Annotated in this window: 17 protein-coding genes; 7 read left to right on the top strand and 10 right to left on the bottom strand. The window is 58.0% G+C overall.

Annotated features, from left to right (window positions below):
• Positions 1–122 precede the first annotated feature (122 nt).
• The 3 genes from HMPREF1627_RS03740 to HMPREF1627_RS03730 are packed head-to-tail and all read right to left on the bottom strand — an operon-like array spanning position 123 to position 3,014.
• A complete protein-coding gene (locus HMPREF1627_RS03740) occupies positions 123–968 on the bottom strand; it encodes a hypothetical protein (RefSeq protein WP_234305240.1) in 846 nt (281 codons plus the stop codon).
• A complete protein-coding gene (locus HMPREF1627_RS03735; RefSeq protein ID WP_034501260.1) occupies positions 931–1,704 on the bottom strand; it encodes a type 1 glutamine amidotransferase in 774 nt (257 codons plus the stop codon). Before HMPREF1627_RS03735 ends, HMPREF1627_RS03740 begins: the two co-directional genes overlap by 38 nt.
• Positions 1,701–3,014, bottom strand: coding sequence for a MurT ligase domain-containing protein (locus HMPREF1627_RS03730; RefSeq protein ID WP_199805876.1), 1,314 nt, complete (start codon positions 3,012–3,014; stop codon positions 1,701–1,703). The genes HMPREF1627_RS03735 and HMPREF1627_RS03730 overlap by 4 nt, the downstream gene beginning before the upstream one ends.
• A gap of 89 nt (positions 3,015–3,103) precedes the next feature.
• Here HMPREF1627_RS03730 and HMPREF1627_RS03725 point away from each other — a divergent pair, with 89 nt between their 5' ends.
• A complete protein-coding gene (locus tag HMPREF1627_RS03725) occupies positions 3,104–3,712 on the top strand; it encodes a GtrA family protein (protein WP_034501259.1) in 609 nt (202 codons plus the stop codon).
• An 81-nt stretch (positions 3,713–3,793) separates the two neighbouring features.
• On the opposite strand, the gene HMPREF1627_RS03720 is transcribed toward HMPREF1627_RS03725, so the two are convergent.
• From HMPREF1627_RS03720 to dnaK, 4 genes are read right to left on the bottom strand one after another with little or no spacing between them, the layout of a single operon-like run.
• Positions 3,794–4,315 (bottom strand): heat shock protein transcriptional repressor HspR, encoded by a 522-nt coding sequence (locus tag HMPREF1627_RS03720; RefSeq protein ID WP_034501258.1) that lies wholly within the window; start codon positions 4,313–4,315, stop codon positions 3,794–3,796.
• On the bottom strand, positions 4,315–5,358 hold the full coding sequence (locus tag HMPREF1627_RS03715; protein WP_034501257.1) for a DnaJ C-terminal domain-containing protein: 1,044 nt from the start codon (positions 5,356–5,358) through the stop codon (positions 4,315–4,317). Before HMPREF1627_RS03715 ends, HMPREF1627_RS03720 begins: the two co-directional genes overlap by 1 nt.
• 45 nt (positions 5,359–5,403) lie before the next feature.
• On the bottom strand, positions 5,404–6,057 hold the full coding sequence (locus HMPREF1627_RS03710) for a nucleotide exchange factor GrpE (protein ID WP_034501256.1): 654 nt from the start codon (positions 6,055–6,057) through the stop codon (positions 5,404–5,406).
• Complete coding sequence (dnaK, locus tag HMPREF1627_RS03705) at positions 6,054–7,910, bottom strand: molecular chaperone DnaK (protein WP_034501255.1); 1,857 nt, start codon at positions 7,908–7,910, stop codon at positions 6,054–6,056. The genes HMPREF1627_RS03710 and dnaK overlap by 4 nt, the downstream gene beginning before the upstream one ends.
• A 1-nt stretch (position 7,911) precedes the next feature.
• Between dnaK and HMPREF1627_RS10760 the strand changes: the two genes are divergently transcribed.
• Positions 7,912–8,082 (top strand): hypothetical protein, encoded by a 171-nt coding sequence (locus HMPREF1627_RS10760; protein WP_234305239.1) that lies wholly within the window; start codon positions 7,912–7,914, stop codon positions 8,080–8,082.
• Between the two features lie 81 nt (positions 8,083–8,163).
• On the opposite strand, the gene HMPREF1627_RS03700 is transcribed toward HMPREF1627_RS10760, so the two are convergent.
• Complete coding sequence (locus HMPREF1627_RS03700; protein ID WP_034501253.1) at positions 8,164–8,619, bottom strand: RNA-binding S4 domain-containing protein; 456 nt, start codon at positions 8,617–8,619, stop codon at positions 8,164–8,166.
• 180 nt (positions 8,620–8,799) lie between these two features.
• Between HMPREF1627_RS03700 and HMPREF1627_RS03695 the strand changes: the two genes are divergently transcribed.
• Entirely contained in the window at positions 8,800–9,906 is a 1,107-nt protein-coding gene (locus HMPREF1627_RS03695) for a methyltransferase domain-containing protein (protein WP_034501252.1), read from the top strand.
• Positions 9,907–10,165: 259 nt separating this feature from the next.
• Positions 10,166–11,959 carry a cell wall protein gene (locus HMPREF1627_RS03690; RefSeq protein WP_234305238.1) on the top strand — a complete coding sequence of 598 codons (1,794 nt, stop codon included), beginning with the start codon at positions 10,166–10,168 and terminating at the stop codon, positions 11,957–11,959.
• Between the two features lie 108 nt (positions 11,960–12,067).
• Here the strand turns inward: HMPREF1627_RS03690 and HMPREF1627_RS03685 are convergent, their stop codons facing one another.
• Positions 12,068–17,353 carry an endo-alpha-N-acetylgalactosaminidase family protein gene (locus HMPREF1627_RS03685; protein WP_052040832.1) on the bottom strand — a complete coding sequence of 1,762 codons (5,286 nt, stop codon included), beginning with the start codon at positions 17,351–17,353 and terminating at the stop codon, positions 12,068–12,070.
• A gap of 148 nt (positions 17,354–17,501) precedes the next feature.
• Here HMPREF1627_RS03685 and HMPREF1627_RS03680 point away from each other — a divergent pair, with 148 nt between their 5' ends.
• From HMPREF1627_RS03680 to HMPREF1627_RS03670, 3 genes are all read left to right on the top strand, one after another.
• Positions 17,502–18,596 carry a phosphodiester glycosidase family protein gene (locus HMPREF1627_RS03680; RefSeq protein ID WP_034501248.1) on the top strand — a complete coding sequence of 365 codons (1,095 nt, stop codon included), beginning with the start codon at positions 17,502–17,504 and terminating at the stop codon, positions 18,594–18,596.
• A gap of 3 nt (positions 18,597–18,599) precedes the next feature.
• Positions 18,600–19,820: a bifunctional glycosyltransferase family 2/GtrA family protein gene (locus HMPREF1627_RS03675; RefSeq protein ID WP_052040831.1), complete on the top strand. Its 1,221-nt coding sequence runs from the start codon at positions 18,600–18,602 to the stop codon at positions 19,818–19,820.
• 68 nt (positions 19,821–19,888) lie between these two features.
• A complete protein-coding gene (locus HMPREF1627_RS03670; RefSeq protein WP_034501245.1) occupies positions 19,889–20,329 on the top strand; it encodes a GNAT family N-acetyltransferase in 441 nt (146 codons plus the stop codon).
• A 53-nt stretch (positions 20,330–20,382) separates the two neighbouring features.
• On the opposite strand, the gene HMPREF1627_RS10000 is transcribed toward HMPREF1627_RS03670, so the two are convergent.
• A complete protein-coding gene (locus HMPREF1627_RS10000; protein WP_052040830.1) occupies positions 20,383–20,841 on the bottom strand; it encodes a MarR family winged helix-turn-helix transcriptional regulator in 459 nt (152 codons plus the stop codon).
• Positions 20,842–21,088: the final 247 nt, after the last annotated feature.

Here is a 21,088-nt window from a genome sequence, read left to right as displayed (position 1 = left end):
ATTCCACTCAACTTTATTTTTCTGCACAAATCAGCATTCGAAGGCACATTTCACAAAAAAGAAAAGAACGCTGAGTCTGACGCATAACACGCCAGCTCAGCGTTCCCCATATGAGAGCAGTTTTAGCGCGAACGGCGTAGGTAGATTCCCAGACCTATCACACTTAAGCCAAGCATTCCAACAACACTTGACCACGTCATCGCGTCGGGGGCCTTCGACAGGGCCGCAGACTCACTAAAGCCAGTCATTCCAACCATTTTCACGCCGTCGGGAGAACAACTCAGAGTGTATTCACCGGGGGTAAGCCCGGAGACAGTCCACTGATTAAGAGTGACCTGCATCGGGTGCTCGCCACCATCAGCGCCCCGCAAGCTACATGTCTGTGCACTCCCAGCGGTGATCTGCACGACGTAACCGCCACTGGAATCAACCGTCACGCTTTGGCTATTGGACACCTCGCGAAGGCTCGACTGCATCGCCGAGAAATCGGTGCCAGAAAAGGCAATAGCAAAGAAGAGCACAGGGGCACATACAACGGACATGACAATGCCAAGGAGAATGACCCAACCTCCACGCTTACGCGCGCGTGGCACTGCTGCGACCGAAGAGGGATCAACAGGCGCCTGCGCGGGTGGCGCATAGCCCAGCGGCCCACCTGACGTGCGCAAACGGATTCTTCCCGATTCCCCTTCACGAGGCAGTCGCCGGCTAGGACCGTCACTTTCCTGTGCAGCAGGCACTGCAGCGTCGTCGAAAGAAGATGACGAGGCCTCGACAGAGGGATCGAAGCGAGCAAAGCGCGGGGTACGCGCGGGGGCAACGACCTCGCCGTACTGCTCCCAGGGAACCGAGGACGGAGAGGAAGGGGCTGCACTCTCCTGCGATTCATCCTGCCACTGCGGCGAACGGGCTCCGAAACGCGGCTGATCCTCAGCGGCCATCGCGATCCAATCGCGAGATCGTCGCACCTAGGCGTTCCTTGCGAAGTTCATCGACACCGGGAATCTCGAGAGGTTCAAGCTTGTGTCCACAAGCGCGCTCAAGGAGCAAATCAGCCAACTGCGGATTGCGGGCAAGAACTGGCCCGTGCAGGTAGGTGGCGATAATCGACCCCTGGACAGCACCGTCGATTGCTCGAGACTGTTCAGCTTCGCCCTCGCCGCCTTGACGATCAGCGGGCAAGATCGAATTGCCGTTACCGAAAAGAACCCTGCCCAAGGGACGTGCCAGCGGCCCTAGGCGACTGCCACCACCGTGGTTCTCAAAACCTGTCAAGGGCTCGGTCAGCCCCTCAATTTCGGGTTGAACAACGAGTTCACCAATGGAGCGCTTACCCTGCGGCAAGGTCGTAAGGTCCAAGAGTCCCAGGCCAGAAACCTTGCGATTACGCGCATCCGTGTACCAGTGACCAAGGATCTGCAGGGAAGCACAGATTGCAAGGAGAGGGCGACCGGCCTCGACCGCACGCTTCAGACCAGAATCGGCGGTGAAGGTCTCAACTGCTAGCTCCTGAGCGGCGTCCTCTCCCCCACCGAGGGTGTAGATATCGAGGTCATCGGGGATTGCATCCCCCACACCGACGTACTCGATCCGGGCATCGATTCCGCGGCGGCGCGCACGCTCCGCCAAGACCAGAGCATTGCCACCGTCAGCGTAAGTCCCCAAGACCTCGGGAAGAAGAACACCAATTCTCAACGCGCTCATTCTGCTTCCTCCGCTTCACGATGAGAGTCCAAAACCCGCTTGAAATCGCGCAGAGCCGTGTAGTTCAGCAGGATTTCAACGCGGCCAGGGGTGCATGCGCGAAGCGCTTCCATAGGCAAGGGGAAGAGTTCACAATGCACACCCGCATATTCCAAGCGCACCGCGAGATCAGCGCCGCGCTCACCACAGGCGTAAACCTTGCGTGCTGGCGCGCCCAAGACTGAGAAATCAACGTCCCACAGCCACGAGAGATCCTGACCGTCAGCAACCTGGCCGTTCACGGCAACGATCACCTGGTCGACGGCCGGATCAATCATGTACATGGCTTCTTGCCAGCCTGCGGGGTTCTTCGCCAGCATGAGTCGCGCCAGACGCCCGTGAATTTCGTAGGTCGAGTAGCGTCCCGCAACTTCTTCAACCTGTGACATCGCGCGGCACGCTGCCTGCGGGTCTACGCCCATCGCAACCGCTGCAGCCAAAGCCTCGAGAGCGTTCGAAAGGTTTGCGCGTCCAGGAAGGGACAAGCGAAGAGGAATGCGCAGCCCATCCTTTCGGCACGCAACAGCGGCAGGGTGAGCAGCATCGGAGAGATCTTCATCTTCAAGCCACCACATGGGTTCGGGACGCTGGTATTTCTCCAAGCCTTCTTCACCCGAAACGGAGGTCAAGGGAACCACTCGCCACGAATCATCGGAGTGGATCACGCGTCCACCCCGAGGAAATGCAGTCGAGTCCCCCATCCACGCATGTCCCGCTGCAACCCATTGAACATTGGGGCTATCCCAGGCAGCAGAGGCAATCAGCGGATCGTCGCAGTTCGCGATGACAATGCTGTCTGGATGCTCATTAACGGCCTTGCGCAGGCGACGCTCTACCGCTCCAATCTCACCCACGCGATCCAGTTGGTCACGCGAGAGATTCAGTAAGACGATCGCTTGAGGGTTGACGAAGCGACTGACCACCGGCATGTGCATTTCATCGACCTCGAGGGCAGCCAGCGGCGCGTGAGAACGCATAAGAGCGGTCGTGATTCCCGGCGTCATATTGTCACCGTTGGTATTGGAGGCAACCTCACCGATTGCAAAGAGAGCCGCGCGCAGCAGTCGAGTCGTGGTCGACTTTCCGTTCGTTCCAGAAACAACGGCGCTGCGGCGATGAGCAGCAAGATCGGCGAGCAAATTCGGGGCAAGTTTCAGCGCGACTTTGCCGCCGATCATTCCTCCCGATCCGCGGCCCAGCCTGCGCGATGCCCAACTGGCGCTTGTCCCAGCAGCAATTGCCACACGCGAACGCAAAGTCAATGAAGTCATGGAAACAACACTACATGCCTCCATGCCTCATAGCTTCTCCACAGCTTGGACATAAACCACACAGATTTGCGGTGGGCACAGTTAATGTCATGAACACGAACGCAGAACTCACCGCTCGCAGCGCAACACGCACACAGGCCTCGGCTATGAGCGCATTCGCCACCTCGGCGATGCGCAAGGCCACCCAGGCTATCCGCGCCAATGCACGAGTCCTGCGTTACCTGGCCTCGTCGCTTTCTTCCACCGCTGTGGACTACACGCTGCTCTTGGTCTTTAACGCGACGATCGGCGGCGTCTTCTTGCCGGTCGCGCTGGCACGCGTCTCTTCGTGCACGATGAATTACACAATGAACCGCAAGGTTTTTAACGCACGAGGCGGAGTTGTGGCAACCGCGATCCGTTACGCGATCATGGCGGCGAGCGTGATGACCATGTCCTACCTGATGATTCAGGCCCTAGTCTCCGCCGGAATGGCACTGTGGATGGCCTCACTGACTGCAAGCAGCTCCTTGTTCATCGTGAACTACCTGGGGCAGAACTTCTTCGTCTTTGGCACCTTGGCTGATTTCCGCGTGTTCATTACCGAGGCCGCCGCTTCCGTGAGCCTTTTCGCTTCCCGCGCAGCAACTGCTTGTGCGTCTACGATCCGCGGAATTGTTGCTCGCCTGCGCGGACGCGAGCTGGTTTTAGCTGCCTAACTCTCATAACGAAAAACGGGGAGGTATCGCAAGATACCTCCCCTTACTCGTCGCCTCGAGGACCATCACCCGAGGGACGAGCTATCGTGAAACCACAACGGTTCCTTCGATGACCCGAACTCCTTCGGGTGACGCTTCAATGAGCGCGCGGACTCGCTGGTTACCAGCGGGCCTCCACGCGACCAGACCGTGATTTCTGACGGGCACCATGCCACGCCGAGTCTCCTCACTGCGCCGCGCATGTGCACGACGCATGGGGCGAATCTGACCATCCGGGCTTGCGACAAAAACTCTGTCGAAGACAGGTTCAAATTCTTCGACTCTTTGGGCCAAAGCGTCACGTTGCGCTCGCAGGCGATCAACTTCGTCTTCCAGCTCCATGATTCGCTGGATCCCAGCCAAGTTGATGCCCTCTTCCTGGCTGAGGCGTTGAATCTCCTTCAAACGCTCGACATCGCGTCGCGTGTAGCGTCGTCCGCGGCCCTTCGTACGCAGAGGCGTGACAAGGCCGATTCGGTCGTATTGACGCAAGGTCTGCGGGTGCATTCCCGCAAGCTGTGCGGCAACGGAAATCACGAAGGTCATTTCATCTTGATGTCCCATTACGCACTCACCTTCTTCACAAGTTCTGCACGAGGATCACCCTGGTCAAGACCATCAGCCAGCGCCTTGATCGAGTCAAGCTGCTCAGGGGTTAGGTCCTTGGGGACAACCACGCTGATCGTCGCCAAGAGATCACCCGTCTCCTTCTTCGTGGTCACTCCGCGTCCCTTCAGGCGCAGGGTGCGACCAGAATCAGAGCCGGCAGGAACCTTGACGGTGACGGTCGAACCATCGATCAAGGGAACTTCAACCTTGGCGCCCAGCGTGGCCTCGGCAAAGGTCACGGGAAGGGTCATACGAAGATCATTTCCCTCGCGGCTGTAGACCGGATCCTCCTCGACGTGGATCGTGACAATCAGGTCGCCAGTGGCTCCGCCGTTAAGCGAGGCCTTGCCCTTGCCGCGCAGACGCACGCTCTGGCCGTCCTTGATTCCCTTGGGAACCTTGACGGTCATAGGCTTGCCGGAGACTGCCAACTTGATGTTGACTCCGCTCAAGCTCTGCTTGAGCGTGATGCGCGTCGAGGCGTGCAAGTCTTCACCCTTTTGAGGCGCTTGCTGGTAGGACGCTCCATGCGCGCCGCCGAAGTCACCGAATTGAGAAGCACCAGCGAAGGGTGAAGATCCCCGCGAAGAGCCGCCGCCGAAACCGCCGAAAGCACCCAAGATGTCGTCCAGGTTGATACCTGCGCTGCCGTTGGTGGCAAAACGAACGTTTCCGCCGTTTCCACCGCCGAAAGCGCCGAAGATATCTTCAAAGTTCACGCCGGATGCTCCGGAGCCACCGGCACCGCCGCGGAAACCACCGGCGCCCATCGCGCGAATCGCATCGTATTGCTGGCGCTGCTCAGGATTGGAAAGGACCGTGTAGGCCTCGCCAATCTCCTTGAAGCGCTCTTCAGCTTCGGGGTTCCCCTTGTTCTGGTCGGGGTGCCAGGTGCGCGCAAGTTTGCGGTAGGCCTTCTTGATTGTGGCCTCATCAGCATCCTTGCTTACGCCAAGAACCTTGTAGAAATCCTTTTGGAGCCAATCTTCTCCACTCACTGCGCGTCACCTCCTTTTTTGACTCTGCAGTTCGTTGAATGTTCCTTATTCAGGGTTGTACACCAGGACTTTCGCCGCGCGGATAATGGTGTCTCCGCGACGATATCCAGATTGCAAGACCTGTCCCAAGACCGGATGATCCACCTCAGCGCTGGGCTGAGCCATGAGCGCCTCGTGGAGCATGGGGTCGAAATCGTCCCCTTCATCTCCGAAACGTTCCAGCTCGAAGCGGGTGCGAAGCGTGTCTTCCAGCTTGTTCGCGATCGAGGCAAAGGGACCGTCATTAAGATCCCCGTGCTTGCGCGCGGCCTCGATATCGTCCAAGACACCGATCATTGCCTCGAGCACCTGGTCGCGTCCGGACTGGACGTGGCCGGCGACGGATTCCTTGGAACGGCGAACGAAGTTTGAATATTCCTGGTTCAGGTTGTACAGGTCTGCGTGGGCGCGGGCGAGTTTTTCTTCCGCCTGCGCCACTTGGTCGAGAGCCTTGGACAGTTCACTGTCTTCCAGCTGCTCTTCGAAGTCCGACATGTCGACCTCGCCCGTTTCCTCGCCCTGAGCGCTTGCCGAGGCCGCGGCCGCACCTGCAGCTGCGCCCTCTTGAGCGTGAGGCTGGGCGTCGCCCGGGGTGGCCGGCTGAGAGCCGACCACCGGATCCTGGGCGTCGTCGGAAGTATTCGTGGGCTCGATGCTCACTTGTCGTCCTCATCCACAACTTCGGCGTCGATGACGTCGTCATCGGAGGAAGAGGAGGAAGACTGCGAAGCACCTGCTTCAGCGGCGGCCTGAGCAGCCTGAGCGTTCTGGTAGACCTCCTGGCCGATCTTCATCGCGGACTGGTTGAGCTTCTCAACGGAGCTCTTGACAGCCTCGATGTCGCTGCCCTTGAGGGCTTCCTTCACGGCGTCAAGGTCTCCCTGGACTTCCTGGCGGGTCGCTTCGGAGACCTTGTCGGCGTCTTCCTTCAGGGTCTTCTCGATGGTGTAGACCAGCTGCTCTGCGGAGTTACGAATCTCAAGCTCCTCGCGGCGCTTCTTGTCGTCCTCTTCGTGCTGCGCGGCCTCGTTGACCATGCGATCGATCTCTTCCTTGCTCAAGGCGCTACCGCCGGTGATGGTCACCGCGGTTTCCTTGCCGGTTCCAAGATCCTTCGCGGAGACGTGAACGATACCGTTTGCATCGATGTCGAAGGTCACTTCGATCTGGGGAACGCCGCGCGGTGCGGGAGCGATTCCGGAGAGCTCGAAGTTACCGAGCGACTTGTTGTCAGCGGTGAACTGACGCTCGCCCTGGAAGACCTGGACCAGAACCGAGGTCTGGCCGTCGGCAGCGGTCGAGTAGACGCGCGATGCCTTGGTCGGGATTGCGGTGTTGCGCTCGATGACCTTGTCCATGACGCCGCCCATGGTCTCAATGCCCAGGGACAGAGGAGTCACGTCGATCAGCAGAACGTCCTTACGGTCACCCTGGATGACGCCGGCCTGCAGAGCTGCGCCAACTGCGACGACCTCATCGGGGTTCACACCCTTGTTGGGCTCGCGGCCACCGGTGAGCTTCTTGACCAGTTCGGCAACGGCGGGCATACGAGTGGAGCCACCGACCAGGACGACGTGGTCGATCTCGCTGACGGAGATTCCGGCGTCCTTGATGACCTTCTCGAAGGGGGTCTTGGTGCGCGCGAGCAGATCCGCAGTCATTTCTTCGAACTTTGCGCGGGTAAGGGTCTCATCCAAGTGGACGGGGCCATCTGCAGTCACGGAGAGGTACTGCAGCGAGATGTTCGTGCTCATGGCGCTGGACAGTTCCTTCTTGGCCTGCTCAGCTGCTGCACGCAGACGCTGAAGAGCAACCGGGTCCTTGGACAGGTCTGCACCGTCCTTGGACTTAACCTGCTCGATCAGCCAGTCAACGATGCGCTGATCCCAGTCATCGCCACCGAGGCGGTTATCGCCAGCGGTTGCGCGGACCTGAATGGTGGAGAAGCCGTCATCATCCTTGCCGATTTCCAGCAGGGAGACGTCGAAGGTGCCGCCACCGAGGTCGAAAACCAGGATGAGTTCGTCTTCCTTGCCCTTTTCGAGGCCGTAGGCCAGTGCCGCTGCGGTGGGCTCGTTGATGATACGCAGGACGTTCAGGCCTGCGATCTGTCCGGCATCCTTGGTTGCCTGACGCTCTGCGTCGTTGAAGTACGCAGGAACGGTGATGACCGCGTCGGTGACGGGCTCGCCGAGGTATTCTTCCGCGTCCCTCTTGAGCTTGGAGAGGATTCGCGCGGAGATTTCCTGAGCGGTGTACTTCTTGTCGTCGATTGTCACGGTCCAGTCAGTGCCCATGTGGCGCTTGACCGAAGAGATGGTGCGATCAACGTTCGTGACCGCCTGACGCTTGGCGATTTCGCCAACCAGGACCTCGCCGGTCTTGGAGAAAGCAACGACCGAGGGGGTCGTACGTGTGCCTTCCGCGTTTGCAATGATTGTGGGTTCTCCGCCTTCGAGCACTGCAATAGCGGAGTTCGTGGTGCCGAGGTCAATACCTACTGCGCGTCCCATAATGAGTTTCCTTTCATCAAAGCGTGGTGGAAATTATCGCCGAGGCGATACCGCGCTTTGTACGTCTTCTGTTGTGGTGGCCGAGGATATCGACCTCCAGACCACCTTGAGCCTGTTGCACTCAAGTTTAGGGATCAAGTCTCACGCCCGCAAGCGCTACACCCAACCTTGAGTCTGACATACTCAACTTTTTTTGGAGGGTTTTATTCCCTGTTTTCCAAAATTACTTTCTAAGAATCGACAACCCTGCCGATTACCATTGAAACTCCGCGGAAAAGTCGGGATTCATTCCGCGGAACTTCTCCATATCGCGACGCTCTTTCTTCGTCGGGCGCCCACTGCCGCGTTCACGCTGGGCGAAGGCGACCCCCAACCGAGGCCTCGGCTCACTGAGATCCTCGTAGCACAGCTTCGCAAAGGGATAGCCCAGACGCTTCACAAGAAGCTTGCGAACAATAAGGACGCGGTCGAAACCCTCCACCCGCAGGCGGACCTCATCGCCCACCCGCACTTTCTGCGCAGCTTTTACCGATTCCCCGTTGAGCTTGACGTGTCCGGCGCGAGCAGCCGCCGTCGCCTGAGAACGCGACTTCACTTGGCGGGTTGCCCACAGCCAAGTGTCAATACGCATGGTCTCAGCACTCGCAAGAGCCCCCTGAGGGACCTCACGCGGTTCGTCAACTGCGCCCACGCCTGGCTTTTCACTCATGGAAGCATCTTAATGCCCACACGCTTCCGACCTTCCTACTCCCCCAGCGTGCGCACAAGTGGCACCACACCACTCAACGCCCACTCGGCCTCGTTTGTGGCAAAGAAAGGATCAAGATGCCAAGATGAAGCGATGGAGTGCGTACATTTAACAAGCGGACAGTGCCATTCGTGTCCGTTAATGCCCACTCCCTACGATCTTCAGCTTGCACAGCGCCAGAGTGCAGTTGAAAAGATTCTTGCCGATATTCCACACGCATCCGCCATGCAGTGGCTCCTTCCCGCGGCCTCGTCACCTTCTCACTATCGAACCAAGGCAAAGTTCGCGATCGGCGGCACAACCGAGCATCCAACTCTGGGCATCACTGGCCCAGCGCCTACCTATGAAGGGGTCGACCTTCCTCACTGCATCGCACACACCGATACCATCGCTCGAAGCATTGAGCCCCTCAAGGAATTCATCAGGAGCACCGGAATTGAGCCCTATGACATCACGAAACGCACAGGCGAACTCAAACAGATTCTTGTGACTCAGGGCTCCGATGAAGCCTTGATGATCCGTTTCGTGCTGCGATCGAAGCGCGAACTGGCGAGACTGCGTTCTCGCCTGCCTCTTCTACACTCCCTCATCCCCACGCTCCAGGTCGTCACCGTCAACATTCTTCCCATTCACGCGGCCCTTGTTGAGGGCGATGAAGAAATTGTGATCTCCGAGCAAACGACCCTTCCCATGTTCGTTGGTGATGTCGAACTGCACCTGGGGCCGAGGTCTTTTTCGCAAACCAACACGGGAGTGGCCTCGGAACTGTATCGCCAAGTCGCGCAGTGGGCGCGCAGCAGCGGTGCAACCTCGCTGTGGGATCTGTACTGCGGAGTGGGTGGTTTTGCCCTGCATGCGGCGCTTGGCGGGATTGAGCGCGTAAGCGGCGTTGAGATTTCGCCCGAGGCCATCGCCTCGGCCCAGCGCACCGCCGCCGATGCTGGGGTGAGCGATCGTGTAACGTTCATGGCCGCAGACGCCGCACAGTGGGCTTTCGACCAGGGCATTGATGCCACTCCCGAGGCTATCGTCGTTAATCCCCCGCGGCGCGGCATTGGTGAGGCTTTCGCAGAGTGGATTAATGACTCACACGCGCGCTACGTGATCTATTCCTCGTGCAACCCCAAATCGCTTGCTCGCGATCTGAAACGAATGCCGAATTATGCCCCGCTACAGGCGCGACTCTTCGATATGTTCCCCCACACCGAACACATGGAATGCGCGGTGTTGCTTGAAAAATTGCCCTAGTGTGGCGGGGACGTCGAGTGCACAATGGAGCAGATGCGGATCAGGTGTGCGCGATGCGACCGCGCCTTGTAGAAGATTCAATCCAAAGCTAAGCTCTCAGTAGACGATGTGCTTTTGTATCAACAATGAGTACACTGAAAAAATCCTGAATCACGACGTTTTAAACACGCATCAAAAACTGGGGGACATAATGAGGAAAAGCCGGAGAGTTCTGGCTACAGGCGCTGGACTGGCCCTTTTCGCCGCAGGTACGGTAACAATGTTTGCGCCTCGCGGTGCGCAAGCCGATGACCAGGCCTTCTCTCTGTCGCAGTACACCTCTTCTACAACGACGACTGTGTGCAATACCAACCCTGTGATCACGACCTATCACGGTACCGTCGTAGTGGAGATCCCGATCACCACGCTTCTTGCAGGCCACGAGGCCGAAATCCGCGCTGCAGCTGCACAGGGACTCTCCCCCCACGATTCCGGTAGCTTCTACAACTCCGACATCGCCCTGACCGTGAGTGTCCCTGAGGAAGTCAGTTTGGGGACGTCTCGCGCGAAATCTACCTCGTCGATGCTCGCCTACACCTGGTTCTCCCCCAACTCTGAGCGCACACAGGTCACTGCGAACATTCAGTTCAAGGATCTGAGCTGGCAGCAGCTGCTCGATATCTACGATGCAGAGAAGGCCAACCCCGGCCAGCACACGATCAAGGTCCAGGTCCCCTATGCCGTTGGCACCACTGACCCCACGGCAGCGACTCGACTGGCCAGCGAACAGGTTACCGTTACAGGTAAGTTCAACTTCTTCACATCATCGGCCACTCCCGCTCAGGTCTTTAACTTCGATACGAAGACCCTGATGCTGGCGGAGTCGCCTACCGACTGCTTCGCGTCCGCACCAACCCGGACAACGCGCTGGGTTGATGAAGAGGACGGCCACGACTTGCAGCCCCCGAAGACCGGACCGAACTTCTTCCAAGCCGCAGGAATTCCCGACTACGAATTCTCCACTTGGGAGCTCTCTTCGGATCGCTTGACCGGCATTTACAAGTACAAGAAGGCTTTCGGCACCCTTCCGGTTAACGGTGACGACCCGGCAATCGACACCGATTTTAAGATCGGCACCGATGAGAACCCCCCAACTCAGAAGGAAGAGATCCACGCCGAGAATAAGGACTCCCTTCTGACCATCGAGAACGTCGTTCACTTGAATGACCTTCGCGGTGGACGCATTGCGGATCTCCTCCAGAAATACGACGAGACTCCCAACGCTTTCGACGATATTGCGCTGAAGAATGCTCACTTGGGCTTCACAACGCAGATCACTCTTCCTGCGCAGCTGAAGTTCTCTGATCCCTCGGCCATCTCGGTGACGGGGCTTCCCCAGGGCTTCTCAGCGAAGACAGTGGCAATTGACGGACAGACCGCAACGGTCACCGTTGACTTCGATAACCCCGATCAGATCACCACCATTGAAGCCCTCAAGGATGCGATGGCTGGGCTTCAGGGTGAAGCGCTGATCACCATTAAGAAGATTGCCTTCACTGATTCCGCAACTGCCGATTCGGATTACACGATCGATCACCTTACGCAGGGCATTATCTCGGTTGATGTCGAGAAACAACTCGGTGTCATCGTCATCCCCGGGCAGCCTTCACCCGCATGCCCTCCGACTATGGGCGACTACGACACTGTCGAACCGGCCGAGCCTCGCTCTGTTCTTGGAACGGTATTCGATCCCCCGTCGCCTGCTTGTCCTCCTTCGGACATCCCTTTTAGCGCCGGATGGAGGCAGCCCATGACCGGCCCTTCTGCCGGATGGGACGAAGCTCCGCTCATGAAGCACCCCTTGAAGTACACGACCAGCGAGTCGCATCCCTACGTGACGCGCCTGTCCTTTAAGCCTGGTCCGACGCCGACACCGACGACGCTTACGCCCTCGGTTCCTCCCACGCCTGCAACGCAGCTCGCCAAGACCGGTGCTATCACCGGCGGAGTGCTGCTGCTCGCTGCCGGGACAAGCGCTATTGGCGCCGCGACAATGCGGAAGAAGCGCTCGTAATTCGCGTCTCATAGCTATGAGCGGGGGTGCCGGTGATTCACCGGCACCCCCGCCTTGTGTGTGGTGGGGAGCTGCCCCTCAGCTCAGCTCCCCACCGGGATACTCACCTCAATTCATGCGACGTCTACGCAGTGCGTAGCCTGCAGCTGTCAGGAGGGCGGCACTGATCAAGATCGTGCTTGTTTCGCCACCTGTGCGAGCAAGAGATGACTTCTTGCCCTTGCGGGTGCTCTTCTTCTTTTCATCCTTTGCCGAGGCCGTGCCCTTTTGCTCTACAGAGGCGGAGCCAGCCTGCTGTGCGCCGCTTTGAGAAGGATCGGCGCTAGGCTGGGTACTTGGATCCCCGCTTGGCTGGGTGGTGGGATCCGTTGTCGGCTGAGTACTTGGATCCGTCGTTGGATCCGTCGTTGGGTCCGGAGTTGGGTTCGGAGTCGGTGCCGGCAGCGAGACGCTGAGAGCAGTGCTCAAGCCAATGCGTGCGTTCGCCCGCATTGTTGTGCATGCCTCCGGAGTCGGATCAGCCATGCAATCCACGCCAAGAAGATCGTTGGTCGTAGGACGCTCGATCTTCACCATGCGGAGATTGTCGAATAAGACCGGCGCATCGCCCTCATCAGCGGCAATGGTGAAGCGCACCTTCGTTCCATCCTTCGCGACCGTGAAAGTCACAGGAACGCGTTGGAAGGAACTAGGATCGCTATTGGTCCGGTGCTTCTGATCCGCAGCCATCCAGTTTTCGGCCCAGGTCCGGTCAATGACGGTCTCTGGGTTTGCAGCAGGATCGGTATCATTCACCGTCTGGACATCCAGATAGTTCTGTCCGACCAGTCCTTCAGCATTTGTATTCACCGTCAGCGCTTGTTCATCATCCAAGGAGCGAGCACGGCGTGCGCTTCGCGTACCAGCACTGCGGTCGCTACCCGAAACAGCTGCGCGCGTCGTTCCATCAGGAACAAGAACGCCCAGCTCGGCGATTGCAAGCAGGCCATCGGGTTGGTCGGCCTTGGTCTTGTAATTGCTCAGGACTCGGATGCGAACATACTTCGCGTTCACGGCCTCGTCGAAGGTAATACGTTGAGCAAGAGCCGTGTTTCTCAAAGTGCCTTCGGCGACCTTCTGATTGATGTTCGCTGCGTCTTGGCCAACATAGACCTCGTAGGCCTTGGGCCGGCCATTAGCTTGCCCCGCGCGTCCTGCGATCGACAGGCCGCCGATATTCACCGGCTGTGCGCCAGTGGGATCGCTTCCTTCGAAGAGGGCGAGATCAATCGTGCTGGGGTGGTCGGTGAGGTTGACCCAATCCTTGTCGTAGAAGGTCGTCAGGTCTTTGTCGAACATGTTCGAGGCCGGATTCTCTTCGTAGGCAGCCGGTGCGCTGACCAACTGGAGGGCTCCCGTGTAGTCCTTGAGCGTCAGAGTCGGAGTGGGCTCAGGGGCGGGAGTGTCGCCACCCTCGGTAGCGTTTCCACACAGCACGCGGGCATTACCCCAGTTCGCGTGGTCGTTACCGTTGCCATTGCCGCCGTCTCCAACGATCAAGCGGATGTACTTCATCCCTCGAACATTGCCCGAGATATCCCTCGGTTCGCTTCCTCCCCTGATAACCGAAGTTTCTGGAACGACATCGGACCAGGAGGAACCGTCAGTGCTACCGATGACGTGGAAGGTCACTGAGCCACTCCACTGTCCGTCCTGCACGCCAACGGTTGCCTTGAAGGTTGTGCACTTTCCGTCCAGTTCGAAACCGAGGTCACTGGGAGCGTGTGCGCCCAGGCCCTTGGCATAGGGCTGGTCGTTCATCGAGATCGGATCACCGTCTCCTGCTTGATCTTCGCCGACCTCGCTATCACGCTCGACAGGTCCCCAGCCGTTGGAGTTCCACGTCGATGAGAAGGGGATGTCAGAGAGGTAGTTGACGGCATTGGACCTGATGGATCCCAGAGCTGTCACGCTCGTTGTGCCCACAGCGGTACGGTCCTCATCGCCGATCCGGTAGTGCGCCTGGTGTGTCAAGGTGACGGCATTGCCACCGGCCCCTTCGGGAATGCTCACCGTCCACGTGGTGGTGAAGGTTTCTCCCTTGGCAAGAGTCTCGGCAGTCGTGGGCGAAGTCGCCTGTGCACTCCACCCCGCCGGAAGGCTCAATTCGCTGCGGACATTGGTGACATCCGCAGACTCATTATTCACCAAGGTCGTTGTCACCTGGACGGTCTTGCCTTCTATCGCGCTTCCTTGGGTTGCGATGCTCGCAGCAGCGCAGGCAGGGACGTCGGCGGTTGTTCCAAGATCTTCAACTCGGAAGTTATCGATCGAGAAATCGTTTCCTGACTTTCCTCCCTGGACGTTGTAGAGGCCAACCCAGTAGGAGCCGCAAGCACCAACATTGAGTTCTTCAACGAAGTGCGAGGGCCTCTCCGTTTGGGGAAGCAGCGTCGAATCGAGATAGTTCGCACTGACTCCGTCAGCTCCCGCAGAATCGTATGCAGTGACCCAGTAGTATGAACCGCTCACGGCGTTGTCGTAGTCGTAGGAAATGCGGTAGCGGTGTCCCGCCTGCAGATTCACGGTCTGTGGAACCGTCCGGTAGACAAGACCGCCGTTTTCTTCGTGGCTCTTCAGTGACCAGTGTCCCGCAATCGCGTCATCCGTCGCCTTATGCGAACGGTCGGGAAGGACTCCGCCTCGTTGAGTGTATGGAGCGTTCAGCGAGGCCAGAACCGTGCGCGGGTCCGTGATATTGCCGGCATCGCCCTTGACGAAGGGGCCCCAGCCTTCCGCAATATTCTCGAAGTCCTCAAAGACTGTCGTCACAGGCTTGTCTCGAGTTGCCCCCAAGTCCCCATTTCGCTGCTGCGATCCGGCGCTTGTCACGCCATCTCCCGAGGCGGAAATAGTGACCTTGCGGGTCTTTCCATTGTTGATTTGGAGCCACGCGCTGCCCTGGTAGGTTCCTGCGTTGAGGGTCATCTCTTGGGACAGCGAGGCCTTGCCTGCGCCCAGTTGTGCGACAGGATCACCGTGGGGATCCTTCACGACGCTGACTGAACCAGTCGTTGTGTAGCCGCTTAGACTTCCCGAGTTGAATCCAGGATCAGCGAAGACGGTTCCTGCGCCCCATGCGGGGGTCGAGACGGCTGCGGGAGCATTTTCTGGTACCAGCACGAAGGCCGTGTGGTCGCGATCGCCCTCAGCTACTCCGTCATAGACCGAGGCCGGGATGGTGATCTTTCCGCCAGAGACAGCCAGATCAGTAACCTTCACGCGGCCTTGATCGGTGAGTCGGTAGACGGCTAGAGAACCAACGCCTTGGTAGGACTTGGTGAGAGTCCACTCCGTCGCAGTTCCAGCGGGGTTGTAGTAGTACAGGCGATCTGCTCCGGCAGAAGTTCCGTTGTCCTTCCACGGCAAGAGGTAGCTGTCGCCTCGAAGGACTGTTGCCCCGTCGTAGACAAATTCGCGCGAGGACGACATGTCTGCCTGGATCGTTCCGACAACGTAACTTGCCTCTGTTTGAGCGGTGACAGCCGTCGAACCCGAAGCTACCGTTCCGTTAGCGAATGTGTAGGTGTGCTTCGTCTTTCCGTCCCCTGCATCCGCGGTGTCGTAGCGCATGATGCGCGAGTTCTGGAGGAACTTGCTAGGCAGGTTGTTTGACCAGATATTGCGGTAGAACGCGTCTTGATCTTGGTGGCCAGTCCAGCCTTCGAACTCAACGATCTGGGGGTAGCCCAAGACAACATTCGGGTTCCAATTGTCCTTATTCGCGTTGTCGACGAAACGGATGACCTGGGAGTTCAAGCCCTTGTTGGTTGCGCCACCGTAGTGCTCGTCATTCGACCAGTGCGACCACAGGGAGTGCCTCTCGAAGCGGTCTGCCCATTCGGATCCGACTTCCCATCCCATCTTGTTGAGTTCGTTGCCCAAGCGGTCGGCTTGCCAGCCCGAACCGTAGTAGACATCGATGTAGATCCAGCGGAAATTGGGGTACTTGCTTAAGGGGAATTGATTGCGCAGTTCCTGGAATCGATTAACAGCGCCGCCGTTGCCCAAATCGTCACGCTGATTGACGTAGTAGGACTGGTTGAGCCAGTTCCATCCGCGGCCACCGGTGAAGGGAAGAGAACCGAAAGAGTTTGCTTCCGGGTAGGCCTCGGTTGTATTGACGTGAACGCCGTAGATCGCGTTGACATCCTTCGTGCTGGTGAAGAGAGTGCCGAAGTCAGCCTCGCCACCGGCGCGAGTGTTGATGTTACCGCCGTAGTCCATGTGGCCCGAATCGTGCCCTTCAGAGGCATAGCCCTTGACCATGACGCGCTGTCCCAAGCCGTCAGTCGCAAGGCTCACGCGCTTGACGTCATCGGCGATCTGGAGGAAGGGATGCGTTGCGGCCGAACCAAAATCGAAGGGAATGTGGGTGACAACCCACTTATGATTGTCGGCTGCGCCAGTGATCTCAGGAGTGATATCCGCATAGGCAACTGCGGCATCTTGCCAATCAACACTGCCCGATGAATTCGCGTCTCCTGTGAAGACAAGTGTCGTATAGGGGCGTTCTTCGTCCCCAATCGCATCCGTCGCGGCCTCGGAACGGTAGGTCCACTGACCGTTTTGCGCGATCAAAGTCTTGACGCCGTTTTGTTCAATGACCTGGCGCTTCCACCTGGAATTCCAGTTGGTTTCATAGCCGTGGGGCTCATCGTAGGTCGCGTTGGTCTCCATTCCGACGGCGACCTTATTGGTATTGACCATGAGGTAGGCGCTGGGTTGTTCATAGTAATCAATGGGCGTCGAGGCGGTGATGCTGGCAAAAGTATCGTCAACACCCGCATAGGAGTCGCCATTGGCCGCGCCTCGGGATACTCCCGTGATGCCGCATGCGTATGCTCCGCCTTGGTCTGCATTGACCGAGACGAGGCCGTGGCCGGGAATTTCCACCGTGTGCGCGCCGTTCATCTCAGTGATGCGGAAAGTCAGAGTCGGTCGTTTTGCCCCCTCTGTTCCTTGGGCGTGCGAGGTAATTTCCTGTACCTCGATCTCGGCTTTCATCGTGATCTCGCTGCCGACGAAAGTTACCGTGTAGGCAACTTTCTGGTCCGAAACACGCTGAGCTTCAACAGTGTCGACGGTGTATTGGTTTCCGTCGATCGTGACCTGGTGAAGCGTTTCCGCGCGGCCGCCAACGGGATTTCCCGCGAAGGTATATCCGGTGACCTGTGGGAATTCGTGCGAGACCGTTGCACGAAGTTGTCCCGCACTAATGGTCGTTGGGGCGTTGAGAATAACAGGGGTATCTGTTGCACCTTCAGTAGCATGTGCAACTGCTGATCCCGGAAGGGACAAGGCGAGTGCCCCAAGGATGGCCAGGGGTCGCCAAAAGACGCGTTTGTCTATCATCGTGTCGGGCTCCTTTGCCTAGACGTGACTCATCTATCTTCCAGCGAACATTCATCAAATGCAAGGAGTTTTTGAGAGGTATTTGTTCCACAGGTGGAGCACAGCTTGTCCATAATCCCTACAGAAGCCGGCCGTGAATTCTAGGGGCATGAACAAGAATGACTTCCCCACTCCGGCCACTCCTTCGGCCGATGATCTTGCCCGCTCCTTCGCTGCCCGCCAGCAGGCAGCCACCGCCCAGACTCAGGCCTCCAGCACGGAAGGTTCCTCGGCCTCGGCGCACCGCACTAAACCGACTCGTACCCGCCCCACGAAGCGTCGTCGCAAGGGACTACGCAACGGAATCATTGCGGGCGCAACCGCAATCACGCTGGCATTGGGTGGCACCACCGCATGGGCCCTCAACCGCTACGTGATCGATCACGTTGAAGTCACCAGCGCTTCTTCGTACGAGGCCGCTCAGGGCAACGCGCAGACAACTTCTCTGAATACGGATAGCGCAACGATCACCTCGGATACCTACACGAACGGAAACACCAAGATCTCCGTGAAGCAGGTCCAAAACAACGGCGTCACCTACTACGTCGCGGATGTTCAGCTCTCCGACGCGACTGCTCTGCGTTCCGCTTTCGCAAACGATCAGTTCGGTGCGAACATCACGGACCTTGTGTCTTCAATCGCGACGGATAACAACGCCGTCTTCGCTATTAACGGCGACTACTACGGTTTCCGCTCGACGGGCATCGTGATCCGAAACGGCACAATCTACCGCGACAGTGGCGCTCGTCAAGGCCTGGCCATCTACAAGGACGGCACGATGAAGGTCTACGACGAAACTCAGACCAACGCTCAAACCCTGGTCAACGAGGGCGTGTGGCAGACCCTCTCCTTCGGCCCGGCGCTTTTGCAGGACGGCCAGGTGATCAGCGGAATCGACAACCTGGAGATCGATACCAACTTCGGTAACCACTCGATCCAGGATAAGCAGCCGCGAACCGCGATCGGCATCATCGACGACAACCACTTTGTCTTCGTCGTTGTGGATGGTCGCTCGCGAACTTCAAGCGGCGTAACGATGAGCGGCCTGGCCGAAATCATGCAGAGCCTGGGCGCAAAGACCGCCTACAACCTCGACGGCGGTGGCTCCTCTGAAATGTGGTTCAACGGCCAAGTCGTCAATAACCCCTCCAACGGTGGCGAACGCGCTACCTCCGACATCATCTACATCACGAAGGGAGCTTGAGCCATGTACGTGTTAATTCCTGCTTACCAACCGGATGCACGATTGCCGCGTCTCATCCTTGAGCTGCACCGAGCTGATTCAGCAATGCGCATTGTTGTGGTCGATGACGGTTCCGGCGAAGAATACCGGGATATCTTCGATGCCTCGCGCACCGCGGGCGCGCACGTCATCTCCTACGAACGCAACCGCGGTAAGGGGTACGCGCTTCGGGCTGGTTTCACCTACATTTATGACCGCGCCCAAAGCCTTGGAATCGATGATTGCGTTGTGACTGCAGACGCCGATGGCCAACACACGCTTGTCGATATCTTCCGCGTGGGCCAGGCCTCTGCAACATCCAATCAGAGTGTTTTGGGCGTCCGCGAGTTCGTCGGTCATGTTCCGGCACGTTCGAGGATTGGTAATAGCGCGACTTCTGGGCTCTTCTGGCTTGCAACCGGCTGGAAGCTCAAGGACACCCAGACTGGGCTGCGCGCCTTCCCGATTGACCTTTTGCCGACGTTAGTCGGTATCGAGGGTGATCGTTATGAGTACGAGCTCCGCGTCCTTTTGCACTTGGCGAAGTTCCGTCATCCGGTCACCCAAATTCCGATTGAGACAGTTTACGAGGCCGGAAACCCGACCTCTCACTTCCGTCCGCTGCAAGATTCCGCGCGAATTTGGGCGCCGCTCTTGAAGTTCGCCGCTTCTTCAGGAATTGCGACCGTTATTGACTATGTCTTGGTTCTTCTCTTGAACGCGGTGACGGGTACTTTGCTTTTCCCCGTTGTTGCTGCTCGTTTGGTCAGCGCTTCGGTGAACTTCACAATGAATCGCCACGTTTTCGAGGCCAAGGGCACCTCCCTGCGTCGCAGTGCGATGCGTTATGCGTCCCTGGCACTTGCGGTCGTCGCCGGCTCCTACATCATGCTTTCCGTGATGACGAGCCTGGGAATGCCGCTATGGCTGGCAAAGATTATCGCTGACACGACGATGTACCTGGTCTCCTACTCCGCGCAGAGCCGCTATGTCTTCGCTCCGGAGAAGGAAGCATCCGGCAGGCAAGAAAACACTCTTGATCACTCCGTTTCTGTCCAAGCGACGGCTGCGGATCTGCAGGATTTCAAGCCCGAGGCCTCGCTTCCGACCCCGGCCACGCCCACGCCGGCGGCTGTGCACTCATTGCGCGCACGTGCTGCAGTGGGTTCACATAACGATACATTTCGCTTGAGCCGCGCCTCCTAAAGGAGTGCTCGCGCTATCCTCAATGGCATAACTTTGGCCATTGTTCACGCACCAAATAAGGAGCACCCATGCGTATCGAGATCCTGAATACGCTTCCCGATTCTTCTCACGATCAGGTTCACGAGGCTTTCGACCGTTTGCTTCCGCAGCTGTCCTCCTCCGCACAACCCTTGTCCGTGGAGCAGATTGAGGAGCTTTTTGACCAAGAGTGCCTGCACCTGGTGTGTGCCGTTGATGATGAGGAGAAGATCATGGGCATGCTGTCCCTGGTCGTCTTTGACATTCCAACGGGAAGGCGCGCGTGGATTGAAGATGTTGTGACAGATCAGGCCGTGCGCGGACAGGGCGTTGGCCAAAGTCTTGTGGAAGCCGCAGTGGACCACGCCAAGGCGTTGGGGGCTCGGACAGTCGATCTGACATCCCGGCCGACGCGAGAGGCGGCGAACCGCCTCTACCGTCGGGTTGGTTTCCTTCAGCGCGAAACCAACGTCTACAGGAAGTCGTTCTAACCGTGTAGACCCAGAATGTGGGGTGGGGCAGCTTACGCTGCCCCACTTTTCTTTTAGAGAATCGTGTCGGAGATGACGTTCAGGATTCTCAGTAAGGTGTCGCGGTCATTGCCGTCTACCGCACTGAGAAGCCCGCTGCGGACTGCGTTTGCGAAGACACTATTAGCGGCCTCGTAGGCCTTGCGCCCCTCGGGGGTGAGGCACACAAGAACGGAGCGTCGATCCGTTGACGATCCTTCTTTACTGATGAAGCCCTTAGCGACAAGACGGGAGATCGCGCGGCTGGTTCCAGAGCGCGTTAACGAGACAAGAGCCCCAAGCTCTCCAGAACGCATAGGTTGTTCTCCATTAGCAAGCTCATCGAGCATTTCAAACTCGATTAAAGCCAAAGGAGCGCTCTTGCTAATTTCGGAACCCAAGGCGCTCTGAACAGCACGCGTAACAGAACTCCACGCGTGCCAAAGCTCAGCTTCGCTCTCATCGAGGAGAGTCTCATTGCTTTGAGTAATCACCCTTTTAATTTATCAGTCTCAGAGGAATAAAACTAGCCCCTGACCTGCGCAAATGCGCAAATAAACCGGACGGATTTTCATCGAATTATTACGAACTAATATGATCTGACAACAATTGCATCTAAATACTTGAACAAAGTTGTTTTAGTGTCATCCCGCATTTACTGAAACAAAGCGCGGCTCAATACATGTGAGCGAAAAAGTACCGCTGCACATATGTCCACCCACTCCTGAATAAAATGTGCAG

Origin of the sequence: Actinomyces sp. S6-Spd3 (genome assembly GCF_000758755.1) — a bacterium.
Taxonomy (GTDB): Bacteria; Actinomycetota; Actinomycetes; order Actinomycetales; family Actinomycetaceae; genus Pauljensenia.
Note: the sequence above shows the minus strand (reverse complement) of the source record. Positions and strands in the feature narration are given on the sequence as shown.